This is a genomic window from Methermicoccus shengliensis DSM 18856 (genome assembly GCF_000711905.1).
Classification (GTDB): Archaea; Halobacteriota; Methanosarcinia; order DSM-18856; family Methermicoccaceae; genus Methermicoccus; species Methermicoccus shengliensis.
Genome location: NZ_KL543983.1, coordinates 1 through 19,524, shown reverse-complemented (window position 1 = coordinate 19,524; position 19,524 = coordinate 1). Strand labels below are relative to the sequence as shown.

The window sequence follows — 19,524 nt, the reverse complement described above, 5'->3', positions numbered from 1 at the left end:
GGATGATGGGGCTCTTCAATCTGCGCAGACCCAAGCCCAGAATTGCAAAGAGCACTTCCGTGAGGTACATAGACCTCAAGAGCGCTCACAAGCCATACTACATCGTGGCGTCTGTGGAGGTGGGCAACACCACCACCAAGTGCATCCTGACCGCCACCAACCTGAAGGATGGCAGGGCCCACATGCTCACGAAAATCGTGAAGATGACCCGAGACGTCAGGCCCCCAAAGCCTGGGGAGGACGTGTTCGGTATGACACTCGCAGGCGTGGAGCTCACGAGGGAATCGGTTGCCGAGCTCGTGAGGGATACTCTGCTGGAGGCATGCGCCTCGGTGGGACTCGACATCAAGGAGGACCTTCACTTTGTGGTGAGGAGCACGGGCGTGGTGGCTGGCTTTTCAACGCCAGATGAGGTGGGAAAGATTGTGCATGCGCTTGCCGATGGGTGCCTGATGGCAGGGGTGCCCCCCTCGAGAATGACCCCAGCACTCTCGAGGCACAACCTTCCCAAGAAGTTCCAGCCCTACACACACATCGACAAGGTGGCGTTCGATGGGGCGGTTGCGGGCGTGAGCCCCCCGGTGGGCGCCACCGGGGTGGACCTCGTGGCAAACGAGATGGAGGGAGAGCTTGCCACCGCGGGAATCAAGGAGGGTGCCAAATGGGCTGGAGTGGACTTCAGGAATCCCGTAATCTCGATAGACTGCGGCACCACGCTGGACGGTAGAATCACTAACAAGGACACCCCATATGCAAAAACAGTGGGCAACTTCTGTGGGTATGCTGGAGCCATCGCAGATGAGATTGTGAAGGGCACTGGAGCGGTGGATGGGCGGCTTGGCACTGCCCTAGACCTGTTCAGTGGCAGCTCTGGGGGCATTTCTAAGATTCCTAAGATTCTCAAGGAGAAGGTGATTGGCACCTATAGGGACGAGGTGCTGGAGCACGTGGTGGTTGAAAAGGTGCCCATGGGCAGAGACAGGTATGGGAGCGTGCCCGTGAACCCCTCCTCTGCCGAGAAAATGGGCGTTGTGCTCATAGGGTGTGATGTGGGCGTCAATGGCGATGAGTTCTCCCATCTTCGCAAAGTCGGGCACGAGGTGTACACTGAGCACGGGGCAGGTGCCCTCGCTGGATTGCTCGACGTGGTGATGGCCGAGGTGGTGGCAATGCTGTTGCGCACCGCAGACGAGCTTGGGCTGGTGTATCCAGAGACCAACATTGGTATCACGGGAAGGGCTGGTATCACGGGAGACAAGCCCGCACTCATATTGGAGAACATAGCTGCGATGGGCCTCTTTGATAAGCCAGAGGACCACGTGGTGTTCGTGGACGACGGGCTGGCGAGGGGGGCGGCGGTGATGGCAAGATGCATGAACTCTCTGGGCACCCCCCACAACCCCATCGGTGGGGTGGCCGGGGGAAGATGCGTGATGGGGCAGAGAATGAAGCTTCAGAGGCTTCAGAGGGGCGAAAGATGAGGCTCACGTTCATCACGGGCAACCTTCACAAGCTGGAGGAGGCAAGGGCGTTGCTCTCTCCCCTTGGGATAGAGGTGGAGCACGATGCTGGGGGCTACACCGAGATTCAGTCAGATTCTCTCGAGGAGATAGCTCTGTTTGGTGTGCGGGAGGGATGCAAACGGCTCAACAGGCCCGTGTTCGTGGAGGATGCGGGGCTGTTCATCCACGCACTCGGTGGTTTTCCCGGACCCTACTCTGCATATGTGTTTCGCACGATTGGAAATGCGGGAATACTCAGGCTGATGGAGGGGGTATCTGATAGGGATGCCCACTTCACCTCGTGCGTGGCCTTCTGTGCCCCAGACCACCCGCCAGTGGTTTTTGTGGGCAGGGTGGACGGGCGCATAGCCCGTGAGGAGAGGGGCACGGGAGGGTTTGGATTTGACCCGATATTCGAGGTGGATGGAAGCACGTTCGCCGAGCTTTCCACCGAGCAGAAGAACGCTCTTTCCCACAGGGCGAGGGCGCTATCGAAGTTTGCATCTTTCGTGAGGGAGCTGGATGTATGAGGAGGAAGGAGCTCGAGATAAAGCTCGAGGGACTGGAGGGCTTTTCGCGTCCAAAGCTGCACCTCGAGCAGTACACAACTCCAGCCTCAATCGCCGCCCACATCGTGCACCTTGCCCATCTGATGGGAGACCTTCGAAGATGCGTGTACGACCTTGGGTGTGGTACGGGGGTGCTCGCAATAGCTGCTGCCCTCATGGGTGCACCGAGAGTGGTGGGCATGGAAATAGATCCTCATGCCCTCGCAGCTGCCCACAGAAATGCACACAGGCTGGGAGTCAACGTCGAGCTCGTGCAGTGTGACATCGCTCGCCCCCCATTGAGGGATGGTGTAAAGGGCACCGTGCTGATGAATCCTCCCTTTGGAGCTCAGAGAAGGGGGGCGGACAGAGCATTTCTCAGGGCGGCGATGGCGATGGGAGATGTTATATATACCATTCACAATGAAGGTAGTAGGCGGTTCGTGGAGAGGTTCGTTGAGCCATTCACAATAACGCACATGTATCGCGCCAGATACACAATTGGGAGGATGTATCCCCATCACACGCGCGAGGTGGTGGGCTTGCCCGTGGAAATATACAGAATAGAGGCAAAGCGAGGGGATTCGTATAAAGCTATCCAGGAAGAAGAGCATAATGAGGAGAAAGCTGCTTAGGGACAGCAGCGCTGAAAATAAGGCTCCCAATGAGAGGGCACATGAGCAAAGGGCCAGAAGGGAACGCCAGAGAGGAACACCAAGGGAGCGGCCAAGGGAGGAAAAAATGTCAGAGGAGCCATTCAGGGAGATAGTGGAGAGACCAGAGGAGCTAAAAGATGCACCCTTCGTGCTTCCGGGAGACAGGATTGGCAGTGCCGAGGAGTACCTTCCCGGAAGCGGCACATACGAGCACATGGGCGGAATCTATGCTGCCGTGGCAGGACGTCCATACTACGACAGAGAGCAGCGCTACACCAAGGTGTTTCCAGAGATGAACGCCCCGCACAGAATCAGGGAGGGCGACATCGTGATAGGTGAGGTCACCGACATCAAGGGCTCGATGGTGATGGTGTCCATCGTGTGCCTAGATGACATGGGCGAGCGGGAGATACCCAATCTGCAGCCTGCTGTCATCCACGTCTCCAATGTGAAGGATTCGTACGTGAAGGAGCTCTCCTCCGAGTTCGGATACGGGGACATCATCAAGGCAAGGGTGATAGACTCCAAGAACATGAGGCTTTCCACAGAGGGACCAGAGCTCGGTGTGCTCAAGGCACGGTGCCAGAGGTGTCGCGTTCCCGCAAGGCTGGAGGGTGAGCGGCTGGTGTGTCCATCGTGCGGAGCCATGCTGAAGAGAAAGCTTGCAAGTGGTTTTGCTCAGGGACTTCTCAAAAGGTGATGGGTGTGTTTCTCGTTCTCGAAAAGACGAGTACAGAGCTCAAGATACGGCTCACTGGGGAGTCTCACACGCTGCTCAACCTGCTCACGAGCATCATGCTCGAGGATGAGCGAGTGGATGTGGCATATTACAACATGGAGTTTCCCACATGGAGTGACCCAGTGCTGTATATCCGCACCCATGGCGATGACCCCGTCAGGGTGCTAAAAGATGCATCCATGAGGGTTGCCGAGCTGTGCGATGAGTTCATTCGGACATTCAATGCCGCCAGCTCCTCACAGTGATGAATCTAAAGCACGAGGTAAGGGTGCTCGGCGTGGACGACTCCCCTCTCGTCGCACGGGACGTGCTCGTGGTGGGCGTGCTCTTTCGGGGTGCGGAGTGGATCGATGGGGTGATGAGAACATACATCACAAAAGATGGGCTGGACTCCACGGAGAAGATTGCACACATGGTGTGCTCCTCAAAGCACCACGCCCAGATAAGGGCGATTCTCTTGGATGGCATCACATATGGTGGCTTCAACGTGGTGGACATTACACAGCTGCACGAGCTCACATCCACTCCCGTGATAGCGGTGATGCGGGACCATCCAGACATGGAGAGCATACGAAGGGCCCTCGAGCACATAAGCGAGCCAGAGCTGCGCTATGCGAAGATGCTTCGGGCGGGAGCTCTCACGCAGGTCGTGACAAGGGATGCGCACCGTCCCCTCTATATCCAGACGGCTGGCATCGAGCCCGAGGATGCTGCCAGAATCGTGAGAAGGACCACGGTGCACGCCAACGTGCCAGAGCCCCTGCGGGTCGCCCACATGATATCCAGCGCCATTGTGTTGGGAGAATCTTGAATCTTCGGGGAAGACATGAGAGAAGGTTTATATACCACCATAAAGATTGCAACGAAAAGACCCCTGCTGGACTTTTGGGTTAGATGTGGTTGGCATGTACAAGAAGTGCACACTCTTTGATACGGTCAGGATTCCTCCCTCTGAGCTTGGGGATGTGTTAGAGGACGCTGTGTTCAGAGCCCTGAGGCTCAAGCTCGAGGGGAGGGTGGACAAGAGTCTTGGCGTGATTGTGGCCATCACCGACATCAAGGACATAGGCGAGGGGCACATCCTCGTGGGTGATGGGGCGGTGTACTACGATACCACCTTCGAGGCAATCGTGTTTCAGCCCGTGCTTCAGGAGGTCGTGGAGGGCTTGGTGGTGGAGGTCGTGGAGTTTGGTGCATTCGTGAGCATCGGCGCCCTCGACGGACTGCTGCACATAAGCCAAATCACCAACGAGTTCATCTCATACGACTCAAAGAATGCGAGGCTGGTGTCCAAGGAGAGCTCGGAAGCCATTGGGGAGGGCGACCGGGTGAGGGTGAGGGTGGTGGCCATATCCCTCAACGAGCGTGACCCGAGGGAGAGCAAGATAGGACTCACCATGAGGCAGGTGGGCCTTGGAAAGCTGGAGTGGCTCGAGGAGGAGAGAAAGAGGCAGGAGAAGGAGGTAGCTCCGTGAGCGAGAGGGCATGCAGAGAGTGCCACAGAATAGTGAAGGGAGATGACTGTCCAGTGTGCCACTCTGGAGCGCTGAGCTCTGACTGGAGTGGGTATGTGATAATAATAGACCCTGCCCGCTCGCGAATAGCCCAGAAGATGGACATCAAGACGAGAGGCAAGTTTGCTCTGAAGGTGCGCTGAGTTGTGTGGAGAGGTCATTGCCACGCTGAAAGAGTCCCAAAAGCCCGTGCTCAGAAAGCCCATGGGGAGCCTCCACGGTGATGATGTATCGGTTGTAGAGAGCACACGCGGATGCTCTCAGCTGGTGTGTGTGGGAGACATCATCACGTACAGGGTGCTGCGGGAGGGTCTGGTTCCCAAGCTCTCAATCGTGGACGGGCGCTCGTGCAGGAGGGCGGTGTCCAGTGAGGTGCTCATGGGCACACAGCATCCATCCTTCAGGACGGTTGAGCTTTCCAACCCCTCTGGCACTCTCACGCGGGAGCTCGTACTCGCGGTTAGGGATGCGCTCACCAGCCCACACAGGACACGAATATTTATAAATGGTGAGGAGGATTTGGCTGTTCTGCCAGTCGTCATGCTCGCACCTCACACCACTGGCGTGCTCTATGGGCAGCCCAGAAAGGGCTATGTGGTGCTCAGGGTGCGCAGCAATATCAAGCAGAAGGTTGGTGCAATACTCGACACCATGGTAAAGATGGACCCCAGTGATGGTATCTGGAGGATGCTGCATGGAGATTGAGATCATAGAGGATAGGGAAAACGTGCTCCTTGGAAGAAGGGAGCTCAAGTTCAGGGTGAGCCATTCTGGGCCCACTCCGAGGAGGGAGGAGGTCAGAGAACGGCTGATTGCCCTTTTCAACTCGAGCAGGGATGTGCTCATCGTGGAGAGCCTGAAGCCCGTCTTTGGAGTTGAGCAGGCGGTGGGCTATGCAAAGATATACGAGTCCCCAGAGCGCCTGAGGGAGGTCGAGAGGGACTACGTGATACTCAGAAACTTCCCTCCAGCCAGTGAGGAGGCGAAAGAGGCAGAGGAGGCTGAGTAGGGCAGCGGGGAGTGAGCAACATGGGCGTTCACAAGTACTATGAGGTCAAGGGGGACACACTCATAAGGAAGAGGAAGTGGTGTCCCAAGTGTGGAGAGGGCGTGTTCCTCGCAGAGCACCGCGATAGGCTCGCATGTGGTAGGTGTGGATACACCGAATACAGGGAGTGATGGATATGGGAAAGACTGGGAGCATCACATGGGTGAAGGTCAAGAACAGAAGGGGCAAGGTCAGACTCGTTCCAGAGTCTGAGGCGGTGTACAAAAAGCCTGGGCCAGCCCAGAGGTTCACATCCAGTGGAAAGAAGCGAAGAAGGATGAAGAGATCCTCAAAGGCCGTGGTGAGCTAAAGGGGTGATTTGAGGTGGCAAAGGCTGTTGGCAAGAGGGCAAGCTCGTGGTCCTCCAAGAAGTGGTATCAAATCCTCTCCTCTGCTGAGTTCGGGCAAAAGCCCATCGGCGAGACCCCAGCAGATGACCCCTCCAAGGTGGTGGGGAGGACGATAGAGGTGACCCTTGGAGAGCTGGACAACGACTTCTCAAAGTACAACATCAAGCTCAAGTTCAAGGTGAGGGAGGTCGCTGGGGAGAGTGCATACACTCAGTTTGTGGGCTACACCCTCACCCGGGAGTACCTGCGGTCCCTCGTCAAGCGCAGGACATCGAAGGTGGATGCCAACATCAAGGTGAGCACCCAGGATGGCAAGGTGCTCAGGGTGAAGCCCTCTTGTTTCACCATCAAGAGGGCAAAGAGCAGCCAGATAAGGGCGATACGGAAGGTGATGGAGGAGGTAGTCAAAAAGAGGGCGAGCGAGCTCAGCCTTCAGGCCTTCATAGAGGAGCTGCTGAGCGGCAAGCTCGCATACCAGATATACCGAGAGGCAAAGCACATATACCCTCTCCGAAAGGTGGAGGTAAGAAAGACGCAGATACTGAGCTGATGCCATGTCCAACCCGAAGGTGTACCTCGTTGGAGCTGGACCGGGCGACCCGGAGCTGCTAACCCTGAAGGCTCGAAGGCTCATAGACGAGGCGGATGTGGTGCTGTATGACCAGCTCGTGGGCGAGGACATCATTGCCACCCTTCCCGAGAGCGCAGAGCTCATAAGCGTGGGAAAGTATGCGGGATGCCACACCGTGCCACAGGAGAAAATCAACGAGCTGCTCGTGGAGTATGCGAAGAGGGGCAAGCGGGTGGTGAGGCTCAAGGGGGGTGACCCCTATGTGTTCGGAAGGGGTGGGGAGGAGGCGATGGAGCTCGCAAGGCATGGCATAGAGGTGGAGGTCGTCCCCGGCATCACCTCTGCCATTGCCGTACCAGCCTCAGCGGGCATACCCATCACCCACAGGCAGTGCGCCTCTGTCGTGAGCTTTGTTACTGGGCACGAGGACCCCACCAAAGGTGAGCCCTCGGTGGACTGGGCGCAGCTCGCAGCGCTCGGGGGCACGCTGGTGGTGCTCATGGGCGTCTCAAGGCTTGCTCAGAATGTGGAGGCGTTGCTTAAGGGGGGAAGGAGCCCCAGCACTCCCTGTGCCATCATAGAGAGGGGCACCAGAAGGGACATGCGTGTCATCACGTCCACCCTCGATAGGATAGTGGAGCGGGCAACAGATGCGAACGTGAGACCACCCGCCATACTCGTGGTGGGCGAGGTGGTGGGGCTGAGGGAGCACATACTCCACGGAGAGCGCACATGAGAGTAGGAGTAATGCGCCCCGAGCGATACGAGCGGGAGTGCGCCAGGGTGCTGGCGAGGACTGGGGCGAGGATGGTGTTTGTGCCCTTCATAGAGATACGGCCCACGAAGGGTCGCGGGCTTGAGGATGCGGTTGCAAGACTGAGGGAGGGTGTATCGAGCACGGCAGTGTTCACCTCAGCAAATGGCGTGGACATAGCGTTTTCTCAGGTGGGCGAGAGCCTGTCGGAGGTGCTCTCCAATGTGGATGTGGTGGCGATAGGGCCAAGGACGAAAAAGGCACTCGCCGAGAGGGAGGTGGTGTGCAGGCTTCCGCCCACGTACACATCAGAGGGGATTTGTGAGCTGCTGAGCGATGTGGAGGGGGGCATCGAGGTGCTGAGAAGTGCCCATGGGGATGCGGCGCTCGTGGAGCGGCTCGCACGGCACCATTTGGTCCACGAGTGCGTGCTCTATACGATTGCAAAGCTCTGCGGTGAGCCACAGCACCGCTTTCTCCATGAGGTGGTCGGAGGAGGGGTGGACGTATTGCTGTTCACCTCGAGGATGATGGTGGAGAGCTTCTTTGAGTGCGCCCAGAAGGCTGGCGTGCTCGATGACCTCATGCGCACCCTTCCAAATATCGAGGTGGTGGCAATTGGCCCTCCAACCAAAAGGGCGCTTGCGAGCTGGGGCATAGGTGCCAAGATGCCGAAAGAGCATAGCTTTTCGGCAATGGTTGAGCTTTTGGAGGGTGGGGATGATTAGGCTCAGAAGGGAGGTTTACTCGCTTGACCCCTGCGAGCACGGTGGAAGGGTGGAGGCAGAGAGCAGAAGGAGCAGAAGGCCCATGCTCGAGTTCAGTGCCAGCCTCAACCCGCTGGGACCCCCGCCCCTGCCAGAGGGCTGGCACTCCAGAATAGAGCACTATCCAGACGACAGCTATGCCGAGCTAAAGGAGGTGGTGGCAGGCTTCGTGGGCACATCCCCCGAGTGCATCGTGCCGGGCAATGGCTCCTCTGAGCTCATCAGGCTGTTTGCAGAGCTCGTGTTCGAGCGGGGCGATGTGGTGGTGATACCTGCTCCAACCTTCTCGGAGTACGAGTTTGCGTGCAGGCTGTTTGGGGCCAGCGTGTCCACCGTTCCAGCTGATGAGCTGCTCGATGTGTCCACACGGGGAAAAAAGGCGGTGTTCCTGTGCAACCCCAACAACCCCACGGGCACGCTTGTTGCAAGGGAGGATGTGCTCCAGCTGGCAGAGCGGTGCTCACACACGGGCACTGCACTGTTCGTGGACGAGGCGTTCATGGAGCTTGCGGACAGCGATGAGAGCGTTGCCCCCTATGTGGATGAATACGAGAGCCTGTTCGTGATAAGGTCGCTCACAAAGGCGTTTGCGGTGCCGGGAATCAGAGTGGGGTTTGCCATCACCCATCCAGAGGTGGCATCGCTGATGAACACGGCGAGGCTCACGTGGACGCTCGGAGCCCTTCCAGAGGCGGTGGCGGTGGAGTTTATGCGCAATGCCCATCCATATCTCGAGAGGGCAAGGGCACTCATAAGACAGGAGAGGGCATTTCTCGAGCAGGGCTTTAGGCGGCTTGGGCTGCATCCTGAGCCCTCGAGCGTCAACTACATGCTCGTTGGCATGGGGGAAGTGGACTCCACGCTGTTCTGTGAGCACATGAAGGCAGAGGGCATACTCGTCAGGGACTGCAGGTCGTTTGGGCTGGGTGGACGATACATCAGGGTGGCGGTGAGAACCAGAGAGGAGAACGAGCAGCTGCTCGATGCAGCAGAGAGGGTGCTCGAGCGACTCACCTCATGACCTCATGAGTTCTACCACATCTCTCACGGCATCTACCAGCCTGTTGCACTCATCCACCGTGTTGTAGAGGTACACCGATGCCCTCAGGGCAGGTGGCACGCCTCGAGCTGCAAACCACGAGTGCACACAGAACGCCCCAGAGCGTATCGCTATGTTCTTTGTCTCGTCGAGCACCAGCGCCACATCGTGGGCATCTCCGTGAGAGAGCTCCAGCACAAAGCTCGTGATGCCTCCACGCAGCGCAGGGTTTTCTGGGCCTATGATGGTGCACCCCGGTATGTTGGAGAGCCCTTTGTGCAGCACCTCGTTCAGGGCGCGCTCGTGTGCCTCTATGTTCCTCATACCCACCTCCTTGAGATAGTCCACCGCCGCCCCTGCCCCGATTATGCCCGCATAGTGCTGAAGCCCACCCTCGAACTTGTGGGGAGGCTCGAGAAACGTGGCACTGGTGTACGTGCTCGTGCTCACGGTATCGCCTCCAGTGATGAAGGGGTGCATCCGCTTCAAAAGCTCATACTTGCCGTACAGACAGCCCACGCCAGTGGGCCCCGTCATCTTGTGCACAGAGCACGCGAAAAAGTCCACGTCCAGCCGCTCGAGGTCGAGGGGCATGTGGGGCGCGCTCTGTGCTCCATCCAGCAGCACCAGCGCCCCGTGGTCGTGGGCGATTTCGATGACCTCCCTCGCTGGTATGCTCACACCATCGAGGTTGGATGTGTGCACCATGCTCACGAGGGACACGCCCTCCTCCATCATGCGCTTGAATGCCTCGATGTCGAATGTGTTGTCCGCTCTGGAGGGCACCACCCTGTGCACTATCCCTGCGCGCCTTGCGAGCATCTGCCATGGCACGAGGTTGGAGTTGTGCTCCTTGTCCGTGGTGAGCACCACATCTCCCCTCTTTAGACCCAAGCTGTATGCCACGAGGTTTATACCCTCGGTGGTGTTCTTGGTAAACACGAACTCACGGGAATCGTGGCATCCAAAAAAGGAGGCTATCTTTTCCCTTGCTCCCTCCACCTCGTCGCTCACGCGCCTTGAGAGCGAGTGCACAGACCTTCCAGCACATGCGCTGTACTCCTCGTAGTATCTCAGAACGGCATCTATCACGCATCTTGACTTCAGGCTCATGCATGCATTGTCCAGATACACGAGGGGCATACCGTTTTTCTGCGTGCCAAGTGCTGGAAAGTCGCCTCTTATTTTTTTCACGTTCATCTACTTTCCCCCGTGCACTATCTCGAAGAGCTGTGTGAGCCTTCTCTCGGCATCCTCCCTGCTCTTGGCCCTCCTGACAATCGCCCTTCCCGTGGAAAACACCATAATCATCACGTCCCCATCCTCGATGAGCACGAAGTCGCGCTCTGGTGTGATGTGCACCTCTCCAAATGCCTGCCTCAGGGTGTCCATCACATCCTCAGAGAACTCCAGTTTGCCAAGCTGAGCCTCTCCGCTGAAGGACATCTCCCCCTCTGATGCTCCAGCACACGGCTCTATCTTGAGAATTCTCATATGCCATCACATGGAGCTGGGACATTTAGAGTTTTTCCCACTTGTTGATTACTCTGTAACTCTGTAATCAACACGACAAAAGGGAAAAGCTTTTGTTGAGTATTTCAAACTCGATTCGATAGATTGATATTCCACTTGAAATTGTGATTTCCCAGCGCGGGCACTTTACAAGTGTAGTATAGAGGCATTGGAGTGGGGTTGATAGGACTGATACCGTGCCCTCAATGCGATTTGCAAGCTGGTGGAGTACAATAGAAGGCTTGAGAGGACGCTGGGATGGGACAGAGGAGAGCTTGTGGGAAGGCGCATAACAGCGTTCATTCAGAGGACAGGAACCTATCTGACACAGGAGCGAAAGACGTGCACCCATGCCCAACGGCTCGCCCACATAGAGATGGAGACGGGAAGTGGCATTGCCCCGATGCCAACCACATTGACGCACATGCTGGAGCCTTATACAAATTACTTTGATGTAAAGCAAATCTTTTATACCTTGGGCCACCATTGTAAAATGTATTGACATAAAGAAAAGTTCATTTGTGTACATCGGGGTGATGATATGCGAAGAGAGCTGTGCATAGTGATAGTGGTAATTGTTTTTGCCCTCACGGGTGTTGCTGTGGCTCAGGAGGAGACGCTCGCCACCAGCTCGTCCAAGATGCTGTTCATCCTTGGCACGGACGAGAACGAGGGGGCGCTGCTCTCTGCCAAGAACAACTCCACGCTCACGGGTGTGATGGACATAGATGTGTACACGCAGAACGACACCATACCCGCCATCAACTTCTCGCAGTACTGTGTGGTGGTCATAGAGAACAGGACATCTGCGGACATTGCCGCATGGAGCGCTGGACTCGATGCGGCAAAGGCAAATGGCACGCATATAATAGGTTACATGCTGCCCCACGATGTTTCGATAACCAGCGTGAATCAGACTATATACACCACGTTCGAGCGCTACTGGATTCAGGGGGGACAGGACAACATCAACAACCTCATAATGTATCTTGGAAAGCAGCTGTGTGGCAAGTGGGCATCCACCACCATCCCAGAGCCACAGGTGGTGAGGCAGAGGGTGTCCATCACGTACATCCTCAACTCGGACGCGTGCAACTATTACCTCAACAGGGTGTTGTCGAGCAACCGCGTGATTACCGACAGGTTCAACGTGCACGTGTACTCGGGCAGCGAGGCGGTGAGCGGGCTTCATGACATCTCACACGAGGATGTGATATTCCTGTACATGATAGGCGCCAATGAGATGACTCAGCTCAAGGATGCACTGCTCGCGGCAAAGGCGAACGGCACCCAGATAGGGCTGTTTGGGATGATGGACACGTATGGCGTTGCCACCCTCGACCTCACCACACCCCCCCCACAGCATCGTGCTCGACTACTTCAACAACACCAGCGAGGCAAACATGGAGGGCTGGATAAGGTATGCTGGCTCAGAAATAGCTGGGGCATACATTCAGTATCCCCCGCCAGCCCCAGCATCAATCCCCTCCTATGGCATATACCATCCAGATGCGTTCCCGAGGATATTTGCGAACAGCACTGAGTACTTAGAGTGGTACGGCTCGGCTGGCTCCCACCACCTTTACGACCCGAACAACATCACAGTGGGCATCATCCTCCCAAGCAAGCTTGGAAAGACGCAGATTGAGTATACTCTCGAGAACGCCATCATACGCGAGCTGGAGTCGAGGGGATGCAACGTGATACCGGCCACGTACGATATGTTCTCCTCCGACAGGCAGTACTTCGTGGATGTCAACGGCACAGTGCTCGTTGATGTGATTGTGTCCCTCAAGGGGTTTTACATGAACTACTTCAATCAGGCCGCGGGTGTGGCAAAGCTGCAGTCCTTCAACGTGCCAGTCATCAAGGCGATAGGAGACTACTACCAGAGCCCAGATGAGTACAACAACAGCACCCATGGGCTGAGCACCAGCTCGCTTTACTATCAGGTGGTGCAGCCAGAGATAGACGGATGTATCGAATATATCTGGGTGGGCGGCAGGGTGAAGAACGCGCAGGGACAGTACTACTACGAGCCCCTTCCACAGCACGTGGAGTGGCTGTGCAACCGCACGATTCGATGGGCACATCTCCACCGCATGAGCAATGCCCAGAAGAAAGTGGTCATCATGTACTACAACCACGAGGGAGGGAAGAACAACATAGGTGCGAGCTACCTCGATACCGCAAAGAGCATCTCCCTCGTGCTGCAGAGGATGCGTGCAGAGGGCTATGACCTCGGAAATGGCACGCTTCCCAACGGAACAGAGCTCATAGACCTGTTCATAGAGAGCAGGAATGTGGGCACGTGGGCGCCGGGAGAGCTTCAAAAGCTCGTCCAGTCGGGCTATGTGGAGCTCATTCCCAAGGACGAATACATGCAGTGGTACAACACCCTTCCCGCAGATGTGAGGGCGGACGTGGAGGCCAAGTGGGGCCCACCCCCAGGAGATGTGATGGTGTATGGGGACAGCATCGTGATCCCGAGGCTCAAGTTTGGCAACATCGTAGTGATGCCGCAGCCCATGAGGGCAAAGGCATCTGATGAAAAGCTGCTTTACCACAGCAAGGAGATACCCCCCACACACCAGTACCTTGCAGCATACTTCTGGATAAGCAGGGACATGGGTGCGGATGCCATCGTGCACTTCGGCACGCACGGCACACAGGAGTGGCTTCCGGGGAGTGAGGTGTCGCTGCACAGGTATGACTACCCCTCCATCATGGTGGACGACATCCCAGTGGTGTACCCCTACATCATGGACAACGTGGGCGAGGGCACGCAGGCAAAGCGCAGGGGCAACGCGGTAATCATAGACCACCTCACACCCCCCATCGTGACTGGCGACCTGTATGGGGAGCTTCTGGAGCTGAACGACAAGATCGAGGCATACGAGAAAGCGACCGACTCATCGCTAAAGCAGTCCTACAGGGATGCGATACTCGACCTGTATGAATCGCTGCACCTCGATGAGGATCTGAACGTGAGCAAAGCCGAGCTTGAGCTCATGAACGACACACAGTTCACGAGCTTCCTTGACAACGAACTCACGGACTACATAGACGAGATAAGATGGGGGTACATGCCCTATGGGCTGCACGTGTTCGGCGTGCCACCAGAAGGGAGTGAGCTTGTGTCTATGGTAAAGTCCATGCTGGGCAAGCCCTTCATAGACCACATCGTGGCGGTGATTCCGCACACCAATGGCACTCAGAGAGAGTGGGAGAGCATTTCACATGAATATGCAGAAAGGATGCTCGAGCACGTCTTGCTCAATGGTACCAATGTCACATACGCCCAGATGGAAGTGCTCGGGCTGGTGAACGCCACGATCTCGGACGACCTCAACACTTCTCTCGTGTATGCATCGAGACTCAACCAGACCACGAGGGAGATCGACCAGCTCATGCGTGCCCTCAATGCGGAATACATAGAACCCGCCTCTGGCAACGACCCAATCAGGAATCCCGATGCCCTACCCACTGGAAGGAATTTCTACAGTTTCGATCCAAGAAAGTTCCCAGATGAGCAGACAGAGGCGATGGGCGCGTTGCTGGCAGACCAGCTCCTCTCTCAGCACCTGCAGGCGACCGGCAGCTACCCGAAGAAGGTGGCATTCGTGCTCTGGTCTGTGGAAACTATGAGGCACAGGGGGCTGGTGGAGGCCGAGATATACTCGCTTTTGGGCGTGAAGCTCAAGAGGAGCTGGGGAAGGGTCGTGGGCTTTGAGGTGATACCACAGAGCCAGCTTGGAAGACCGCGTATAGACGTGGTGCTCGTGCCCTCTGGGCTGTACAGGGACACGTTTTCATATCAGCTACAGCTCATGGACGAGGCAATAAGGCTCGTGGCAAACCTCAACGAGAGCAACTCCACGAACTACGTCAGGGCAAACTCGCTCGCGCTGTACCAGCAGCTCGTGGACGCGGGCTACAACAACACCACAGCATGGGACCTCGCCCAGTGCCGTATATTCAGCGAGGCTCCAGGCGACTATGGCACAGGGCTTCCAGAGGCAATAGCGGCGAGCAATACGTGGGACAATGAGTCAAAGCTCGCGGACCTCTTCCTCTCGAGGATGTGCAACGTGTATGGCAAAACGAGGTGGGGAGAATCTTACGAGGACGTGCTCAGGATGAACATGGAGGACGTTGAGGCTGCGGTGCACAGCGACAGCTCCAACCTCTATGGGCTGATAGACAACGATGACTTCTTCCAGTATCTTGGAGGTATCATCCTCGCGGTGCGCTCGCTCACGGGCTCCAACCCTGAGAGCTACGTCGCCGACCTTCGCAACCCCACCAGCCCACAGATGACGACACTCGAGCACATGTTCAGAACGGAGCTCAGAACCCGCTACCTCAACCCCAAGTGGATACAGGGCATGATGGAGTTCGACTATGCGGGTGCAAGGGAGATGCAGAAGCTCGTGGAGTTCATGTGGGGGTGGGACGTGACCGACCCCACCCTAGTGACTGACGCCAACTGGCAGCAGCTGTACGAGGTGTACGTGCAGGACAAGTATGGGCTCGGGGTGGACGAGTTCCTGAAGAGCAACCCCTATGCTCAGCAATCCATCACTGCAAGAATGCTCGAGGCCATCAGAAAAGGCTACTGGGACGCCTCCGACGACGTCAAGGCAGCCCTTGCGGAGGAGTACGTCAGGTCAGTTGCTCAAAGCGGGGTGGCGTGCTGCCACCACACCTGTGGCAACCCATCGCTGGATGCCTATGTGCAGGGGCTGATGTCGCTGCCAGGGATGAGGGTGGACCTGTACACCTACCAGCAGTACCTCCAGCAACTGCAGGACGCCACGCTGAGGCCACAGCAGATGCCACAGCGGATGATGCAGAGCACGGACTCTGGAGCATGGAGGGTGAACGAGACACAGCACATATCTGGAGAGGTGCCCGGAGTGTCCGATGAGCCTTCCACAGCGGAAAAGGACACACAGGAGGCAGAGGAGGTGAGCGGGTACGAGCTCACGCAGGAGAGGCAGAAGGTGCCCGCACTGCCCCCCATCACCTCGTCCGTGCCCATAATGGGTCTGGTGTTCGTGCTGATCATCGGGGGCACGTTTGGCATCGGATACCTGCTGAGAGGGAGGGGAGGGCTGTGAGTTCCCCTTCAAAAGTCTTTTATAGTTGGCACATGAGCCCTTCGACTGGAGGTAATCACAATGCCAGCATACGTTGACCCAGAGACGTGTACAGGCTGCGAGACGTGCGTGGATGAGTGTCCCGTCGAGGCCATCAGCATGGACGGAGAGGTCGCCAAGGTGGACCCCGAGCTGTGCACAGAGTGCGGGCTGTGCGTGGATGCGTGTCCAGCCGGGGCTATCAGCCTCAAGGAGGAGTAAGGCCTTCCTGTGAGGCTCACTCTTTTTTAGGCTATTTTTTCAGGCTTTTTAGGCTATTTTTTCAGGCGCTGCACAGGCTCTGTGAGTTCGAACGAGCCGTCGAGTATCCTGCGCTTGAGCTCCTCGCATGCTGCAATAGCACCCAGCCTGTCTGAGAGCCGAGCCACGATTGGTATCATCCTGCCGAGCCGCAAGTGCCCGAGATGCGCGCCAAGAGCCCCAGAGGTGGTGGTGCAGTGACCACAGTGCATGCACCTCGTCTCGTCTATGACCCCTTCATCCGAGAGCGCGCCTGTGGGGCACGCCCTCGCAGCCGCCGCATACTCTGTCATGTCGGCACCCCCCACGTGGATGTCGAGGTCTGTGCCCTGCCACACGTCCGCGTAGCTCGTCTCTGCAAGGATGTGCCGTCCGAGCACGCTCGCCACCATGAGCGGGATGTGCTCGTCCAGCACGCTCGCCCGCTGCAGGGTGCGCCTGTCGGTGATGGGTATGGGCACCGCCACGGTGCACACCACCTCTGGGGAGAGCGATGTCCTAAAGCCCCCAGTCCACCTTGCCTGCATGTGTTTCAGGTCGCCAACGATGGACAGGTTGGGCCTGTGGAGATAGCTGCGCGTGCCAAGGCCCATCACGAACCCCTCCCCACCGTTGTACAGCACACGGGTACCCACCCCGATGTGCTCTAACTCTGGGTCGTTCTGTATGGGGTTCAGCTCACCGCATCCTGCGACGGTCGCCTCTGCCATGCCTCCTTGAAGGGGAGATATGGAGAATATGGAGCGCACTGGGCTTTTTGAGGGGTTGACGATGGCGAGGTAGTTCATGAACGCACACCTCGTTCCAACCATCCTCGCATGTCCAAGCTCGTCCAGCGTGGTGGTGGTGCGTACGGTGGTACCACCATGGGTCTCTACCTCCACGTCCACCCGCCTGCCCTCCAGGAGGTCCCTGATGAGGTGCCCCCCGCCATAGCCGTCGCTGTGGTCGGTGGCGTGCAGCGTGCAGTCCACATAGCCCAGCCGCTCGTTGGGGCAGGGACCTGCGTGTGCAGGTATGCCCCCTATCCTGACAGAGCGAGCCCTCAAAAAGGCGTTGCGCTCTGCCACCTTCAGGGAGAGTACCAGCATCGTGCCACTCATCACCGCCTTGGTGGCACACGTAATCACGTCCACCTCATCGAGCCTCTCCCCATCCCGCACCATCTGCTTGAACTCATGGGCGCCCACCACCAGAGCGTCGTGGCGCTCTATCTTCTCCCTTATCTCGGCAACAGAGGACTCCATACACAGAGGTTGCGCTCCATGGATATAAAAGGGAGGAAGCCCCCACTCCCCTTTCCGCACGCCAAGGAAGCCCCCTCGGGTGGTGTCCGCCCATCCAAGGCTCTACATATCCCCTCTATATTCTTGAAATATTTATAACTTGCCTTCTGGGTATCGCATATAAATGGTAGATAAAGTAGCTACATTTACTGCTTTATCCTATAAAACAACCAGATATATCAACATAATAAACTAACTCTCTCAGAAAGTTTAATCAAATAAATTTTAATTATGGAAAGTAGCTTTTATTTAAAAACCACCAGCATGCACCACATTATAGGGTAAAATCAGAGTGAAATCCTTACAATTGATAACATTTATATCAGAATAAACTCCACCACTCCCCTGTAAAAAACCATTGGGAGGAGGAACTATGGCTGTAAAGATGAGATACACCAAGATGGCCTACACCAACCCAGACGACATGGTGTTCGGAGAGGCTCCGAACCCCATCAAGAACTACGGACTGGACCTGGAGCTTGGTGCAGGATACGTGGTGCCAGAGACCAACTACGCACCAAGGCCCGGCTCTGAGGCCTCCAAGATGAAGCTTGTGAACGAGTACAGACACATCACCAAGGACATCCTCGAGAGGTGTGTCACGATTGGACTTCCCACCATGCAGCTCGAGACAGAGCACGTGTTCCAGATGACCAACGACCCATCATGGGGCGAGGCGGTCACCAAGAAGCAGTTCGAGCTGATGAAGAAGTTCAACGAGGAGTATGGCATCAAGCTCGCTCTCAGGCACACACCGGGTGACATCAGGCGTGATGAGCTGGCACCCGCTGGCCTGAGAGAGGACGCAGAGCACGACTACCCCAACAAGATGATTGCTACCGTGGAGGCATGTGCCAAGGCGGGTGCGTCCAACATCTCCTGTGAGACCGTGGGCGGCAAGGAGATTCTGGACTATGCAGTGGCCAGGCAGGACCTCAAGGGCATCCTGTTCGGCATCGGCTGCCTGGGCAGCATCGACATGGAGTGGGTGTGGAGCCAGATAGTGGACACCGTGAACAAGGCGGGCACGAGCTGCATACCCGGCGGTGAGACCAACTGCTCTGGTGCCAACACGTGCATGTTCGTGGCTGGCGGTCTGCTGGACAACAACCTGCCCCACGTGTATGCCATCATCGCCAGGGCCATCGCAGCTGGCAGGACGCTCGTGTGCTACGAGTGTGGCGCCAAGGGACCTGGCAAGGACTGTGGATACGAGGGTCCAATCGTGAAGGCCGTGGCAGGTGTGCCCCACGCCCAGGAGGGCAAGGACGCCACGTGCGCCCACGCGGACGTCATGGGCAACCTGATTGCACAGTGCTGTGACCTGTGGTCCAACGAGTCCGTGGAGTATCACTCCGAGTTCGGTGGCTCCACGGTGCAGGTGTGGGCACAGGCTCTCGGATACGAGGTCGCCCTGATGAACGCCGCAAAGCAGACGGGCAAGGACAAGGTGCTCAGAGACCTGTACGTGGCAGCCGACCTGTACAGGGACCCGCAGCCCTATGTGCTCGCATACTTCAACGCCTTCAAAGTTGGGCAGGCAATCGTCGAGAATGGCAACGACGTCTACCTCAGGGCAAAGGCTGCGGGCGAGACCGCCGCAAAGATTGTGGACGAGGCCAACAAGAAGGGCGAGCTGAAGCTCACGAAGTTCGAGAGGAAGGCGCTCGACAAGGCACTCGAGGAGCTGGCGAGCTTCCCAGACTCCATGGACGCCTTCATGGACGAGTGCATCAAGGAGTACTCCGAGAAGGTGGACGTGTTCAACCCGAAGAACTACGGACTGTAAGTCCGTGGCTCTTCTTTTTTCTTTTTCTTTTTTGTGTTTTGTGTTTT

23 protein-coding genes are annotated in these 19,524 nt (G+C 57.0%); 20 read left to right on the top strand and 3 right to left on the bottom strand.

Annotated features, from left to right (window positions below; genetic code table 11):
- The first annotated feature begins 2 nt into the window (after positions 1-2).
- The 16 genes from BP07_RS06530 (at position 3) to BP07_RS06455 (ending at position 9,470) form a co-directional block, all read left to right on the top strand.
- Entirely contained in the window at positions 3-1,481 is a 1,479-nt protein-coding gene (locus BP07_RS06530; protein ID WP_245597076.1) for a methanogenesis marker 14 protein, read from the top strand.
- Complete coding sequence (locus BP07_RS06525; protein ID WP_042687147.1) at positions 1,478-2,032, top strand: XTP/dITP diphosphatase; 555 nt, start codon at positions 1,478-1,480, stop codon at positions 2,030-2,032. The genes BP07_RS06530 and BP07_RS06525 overlap by 4 nt, the downstream gene beginning before the upstream one ends.
- The gene (locus BP07_RS06520; RefSeq protein WP_052353309.1) at positions 2,029-2,685 is read left to right on the top strand and encodes an METTL5 family protein; all 657 of its coding nucleotides are present in this window, start codon (positions 2,029-2,031) and stop codon (positions 2,683-2,685) included. Before BP07_RS06525 ends, BP07_RS06520 begins: the two co-directional genes overlap by 4 nt.
- Positions 2,666-3,406 (top strand): exosome complex RNA-binding protein Csl4, encoded by a 741-nt coding sequence (locus BP07_RS06515; RefSeq protein WP_211247075.1) that lies wholly within the window; start codon positions 2,666-2,668, stop codon positions 3,404-3,406. Before BP07_RS06520 ends, BP07_RS06515 begins: the two co-directional genes overlap by 20 nt.
- On the top strand, positions 3,406-3,690 hold the full coding sequence (locus BP07_RS06510) for a DNA-directed RNA polymerase subunit L (protein WP_042687145.1): 285 nt from the start codon (positions 3,406-3,408) through the stop codon (positions 3,688-3,690). Before BP07_RS06515 ends, BP07_RS06510 begins: the two co-directional genes overlap by 1 nt.
- Entirely contained in the window at positions 3,690-4,256 is a 567-nt protein-coding gene (locus tag BP07_RS06505; protein WP_042687142.1) for an endonuclease dU, read from the top strand. The genes BP07_RS06510 and BP07_RS06505 overlap by 1 nt, the downstream gene beginning before the upstream one ends.
- A gap of 94 nt (positions 4,257-4,350) precedes the next feature.
- Positions 4,351-4,920 (top strand): DNA-directed RNA polymerase, encoded by a 570-nt coding sequence (locus tag BP07_RS06500; RefSeq protein ID WP_042687140.1) that lies wholly within the window; start codon positions 4,351-4,353, stop codon positions 4,918-4,920.
- On the top strand, positions 4,917-5,102 hold the full coding sequence (spt4, locus tag BP07_RS06495; RefSeq protein ID WP_042687136.1) for a transcription elongation factor subunit Spt4: 186 nt from the start codon (positions 4,917-4,919) through the stop codon (positions 5,100-5,102). Before BP07_RS06500 ends, spt4 begins: the two co-directional genes overlap by 4 nt.
- 1 nt (position 5,103) lies before the next feature.
- Positions 5,104-5,664 carry a GTP-dependent dephospho-CoA kinase family protein gene (locus BP07_RS06490; RefSeq protein ID WP_042687134.1) on the top strand — a complete coding sequence of 187 codons (561 nt, stop codon included), beginning with the start codon at positions 5,104-5,106 and terminating at the stop codon, positions 5,662-5,664.
- Entirely contained in the window at positions 5,654-5,968 is a 315-nt protein-coding gene (locus BP07_RS06485; RefSeq protein WP_042687130.1) for a 30S ribosomal protein S24e, read from the top strand. Before BP07_RS06490 ends, BP07_RS06485 begins: the two co-directional genes overlap by 11 nt.
- 20 nt (positions 5,969-5,988) lie before the next feature.
- Positions 5,989-6,138, top strand: coding sequence for a 30S ribosomal protein S27ae (locus BP07_RS06480; protein WP_042687128.1), 150 nt, complete (start codon positions 5,989-5,991; stop codon positions 6,136-6,138).
- Entirely contained in the window at positions 6,138-6,317 is a 180-nt protein-coding gene (locus tag BP07_RS06475; protein ID WP_042687125.1) for a DUF5350 domain-containing protein, read from the top strand. The genes BP07_RS06480 and BP07_RS06475 overlap by 1 nt, the downstream gene beginning before the upstream one ends.
- A 14-nt stretch (positions 6,318-6,331) precedes the next feature.
- Complete coding sequence (locus BP07_RS06470) at positions 6,332-6,907, top strand: 30S ribosomal protein S3ae (protein ID WP_042687123.1); 576 nt, start codon at positions 6,332-6,334, stop codon at positions 6,905-6,907.
- A gap of 4 nt (positions 6,908-6,911) precedes the next feature.
- Positions 6,912-7,664 carry a uroporphyrinogen-III C-methyltransferase gene (gene cobA, locus BP07_RS06465; protein ID WP_042687120.1) on the top strand — a complete coding sequence of 251 codons (753 nt, stop codon included), beginning with the start codon at positions 6,912-6,914 and terminating at the stop codon, positions 7,662-7,664.
- Positions 7,661-8,410, top strand: a complete 750-nt coding sequence (locus tag BP07_RS06460) for a uroporphyrinogen-III synthase (RefSeq protein ID WP_084174152.1) — start codon at positions 7,661-7,663, stop codon at positions 8,408-8,410. The genes cobA and BP07_RS06460 overlap by 4 nt, the downstream gene beginning before the upstream one ends.
- Positions 8,403-9,470, top strand: coding sequence for a pyridoxal phosphate-dependent aminotransferase (locus BP07_RS06455; protein ID WP_052353308.1), 1,068 nt, complete (start codon positions 8,403-8,405; stop codon positions 9,468-9,470). Before BP07_RS06460 ends, BP07_RS06455 begins: the two co-directional genes overlap by 8 nt.
- Here BP07_RS06455 and BP07_RS06450 read toward each other — a convergent pair.
- Together BP07_RS06450 and BP07_RS06445 are read right to left on the bottom strand one after the other, a co-directional pair.
- Complete coding sequence (locus BP07_RS06450; protein ID WP_042687115.1) at positions 9,465-10,688, bottom strand: aminotransferase class V-fold PLP-dependent enzyme; 1,224 nt, start codon at positions 10,686-10,688, stop codon at positions 9,465-9,467. The genes BP07_RS06455 and BP07_RS06450 overlap by 6 nt on opposite strands.
- Positions 10,689-10,982, bottom strand: coding sequence for a hypothetical protein (locus BP07_RS06445; RefSeq protein ID WP_042687112.1), 294 nt, complete (start codon positions 10,980-10,982; stop codon positions 10,689-10,691). It abuts the gene before it with no gap.
- A gap of 241 nt (positions 10,983-11,223) precedes the next feature.
- Between BP07_RS06445 and BP07_RS06440 the strand changes: the two genes are divergently transcribed.
- The 3 genes from BP07_RS06440 to BP07_RS06430 all read left to right on the top strand — a co-directional run bounded on the left by BP07_RS06440 (position 11,224) and on the right by BP07_RS06430 (position 16,363).
- Positions 11,224-11,502 carry a hypothetical protein gene (locus BP07_RS06440; protein WP_157203132.1) on the top strand — a complete coding sequence of 93 codons (279 nt, stop codon included), beginning with the start codon at positions 11,224-11,226 and terminating at the stop codon, positions 11,500-11,502.
- Positions 11,503-12,322: 820 nt separating this feature from the next.
- Complete coding sequence (locus tag BP07_RS06435; protein WP_084174151.1) at positions 12,323-16,123, top strand: cobaltochelatase subunit CobN; 3,801 nt, start codon at positions 12,323-12,325, stop codon at positions 16,121-16,123.
- Between the two features lie 60 nt (positions 16,124-16,183).
- Positions 16,184-16,363: a 4Fe-4S binding protein gene (locus tag BP07_RS06430; RefSeq protein ID WP_042687108.1), complete on the top strand. Its 180-nt coding sequence runs from the start codon at positions 16,184-16,186 to the stop codon at positions 16,361-16,363.
- 53 nt (positions 16,364-16,416) lie between these two features.
- On the opposite strand, the gene BP07_RS06425 is transcribed toward BP07_RS06430, so the two are convergent.
- A complete protein-coding gene (locus BP07_RS06425; RefSeq protein ID WP_042687105.1) occupies positions 16,417-17,649 on the bottom strand; it encodes a methanogenesis marker 16 metalloprotein in 1,233 nt (410 codons plus the stop codon).
- A 412-nt stretch (positions 17,650-18,061) separates the two neighbouring features.
- Here BP07_RS06425 and mtaB point away from each other — a divergent pair, with 412 nt between their 5' ends.
- The gene (gene mtaB, locus BP07_RS06420; RefSeq protein WP_042684251.1) at positions 18,062-19,477 is read left to right on the top strand and encodes a methanol--corrinoid protein co-methyltransferase MtaB; all 1,416 of its coding nucleotides are present in this window, start codon (positions 18,062-18,064) and stop codon (positions 19,475-19,477) included.
- The last annotated feature ends 47 nt before the right edge of the window (positions 19,478-19,524 follow it).

What these genes read in the sequence shown, in the direction of transcription:
- BP07_RS06425 (WP_042687105.1), bottom strand. Translation starts at nt 17,649, where the DNA reads ATGGAGTCCTCTGTTGCCGAGATAAGGGAGAAGATAGAGCGCCACGAC.
- BP07_RS06505 (WP_042687142.1), top strand. Translation starts at nt 3,690, where the DNA reads ATGAATCTAAAGCACGAGGTAAGGGTGCTCGGCGTGGACGACTCCCCT.
- BP07_RS06500 (WP_042687140.1), top strand. Translation starts at nt 4,351, where the DNA reads ATGTACAAGAAGTGCACACTCTTTGATACGGTCAGGATTCCTCCCTCT.
- BP07_RS06530 (WP_245597076.1), top strand. Translation starts at nt 3, where the DNA reads ATGATGGGGCTCTTCAATCTGCGCAGACCCAAGCCCAGAATTGCAAAG.
- cobA (WP_042687120.1), top strand. Translation starts at nt 6,912, where the DNA reads ATGTCCAACCCGAAGGTGTACCTCGTTGGAGCTGGACCGGGCGACCCG.
- BP07_RS06520 (WP_052353309.1), top strand. Translation starts at nt 2,029, where the DNA reads ATGAGGAGGAAGGAGCTCGAGATAAAGCTCGAGGGACTGGAGGGCTTT.
- BP07_RS06460 (WP_084174152.1), top strand. Translation starts at nt 7,661, where the DNA reads ATGAGAGTAGGAGTAATGCGCCCCGAGCGATACGAGCGGGAGTGCGCC.
- BP07_RS06435 (WP_084174151.1), top strand. Translation starts at nt 12,323, where the DNA reads ATGGCGTTGCCACCCTCGACCTCACCACACCCCCCCCACAGCATCGTG.
- BP07_RS06525 (WP_042687147.1), top strand. Translation starts at nt 1,478, where the DNA reads ATGAGGCTCACGTTCATCACGGGCAACCTTCACAAGCTGGAGGAGGCA.
- BP07_RS06450 (WP_042687115.1), bottom strand. Translation starts at nt 10,688, where the DNA reads ATGAACGTGAAAAAAATAAGAGGCGACTTTCCAGCACTTGGCACGCAG.
- BP07_RS06485 (WP_042687130.1), top strand. Translation starts at nt 5,654, where the DNA reads ATGGAGATTGAGATCATAGAGGATAGGGAAAACGTGCTCCTTGGAAGA.
- BP07_RS06480 (WP_042687128.1), top strand. Translation starts at nt 5,989, where the DNA reads ATGGGCGTTCACAAGTACTATGAGGTCAAGGGGGACACACTCATAAGG.
- BP07_RS06510 (WP_042687145.1), top strand. Translation starts at nt 3,406, where the DNA reads ATGGGTGTGTTTCTCGTTCTCGAAAAGACGAGTACAGAGCTCAAGATA.
- BP07_RS06430 (WP_042687108.1), top strand. Translation starts at nt 16,184, where the DNA reads ATGCCAGCATACGTTGACCCAGAGACGTGTACAGGCTGCGAGACGTGC.
- BP07_RS06515 (WP_211247075.1), top strand. Translation starts at nt 2,666, where the DNA reads ATGAGGAGAAAGCTGCTTAGGGACAGCAGCGCTGAAAATAAGGCTCCC.
- BP07_RS06455 (WP_052353308.1), top strand. Translation starts at nt 8,403, where the DNA reads ATGATTAGGCTCAGAAGGGAGGTTTACTCGCTTGACCCCTGCGAGCAC.
- mtaB (WP_042684251.1), top strand. Translation starts at nt 18,062, where the DNA reads ATGGCTGTAAAGATGAGATACACCAAGATGGCCTACACCAACCCAGAC.
- BP07_RS06445 (WP_042687112.1), bottom strand. Translation starts at nt 10,982, where the DNA reads ATGAGAATTCTCAAGATAGAGCCGTGTGCTGGAGCATCAGAGGGGGAG.
- BP07_RS06475 (WP_042687125.1), top strand. Translation starts at nt 6,138, where the DNA reads ATGGATATGGGAAAGACTGGGAGCATCACATGGGTGAAGGTCAAGAAC.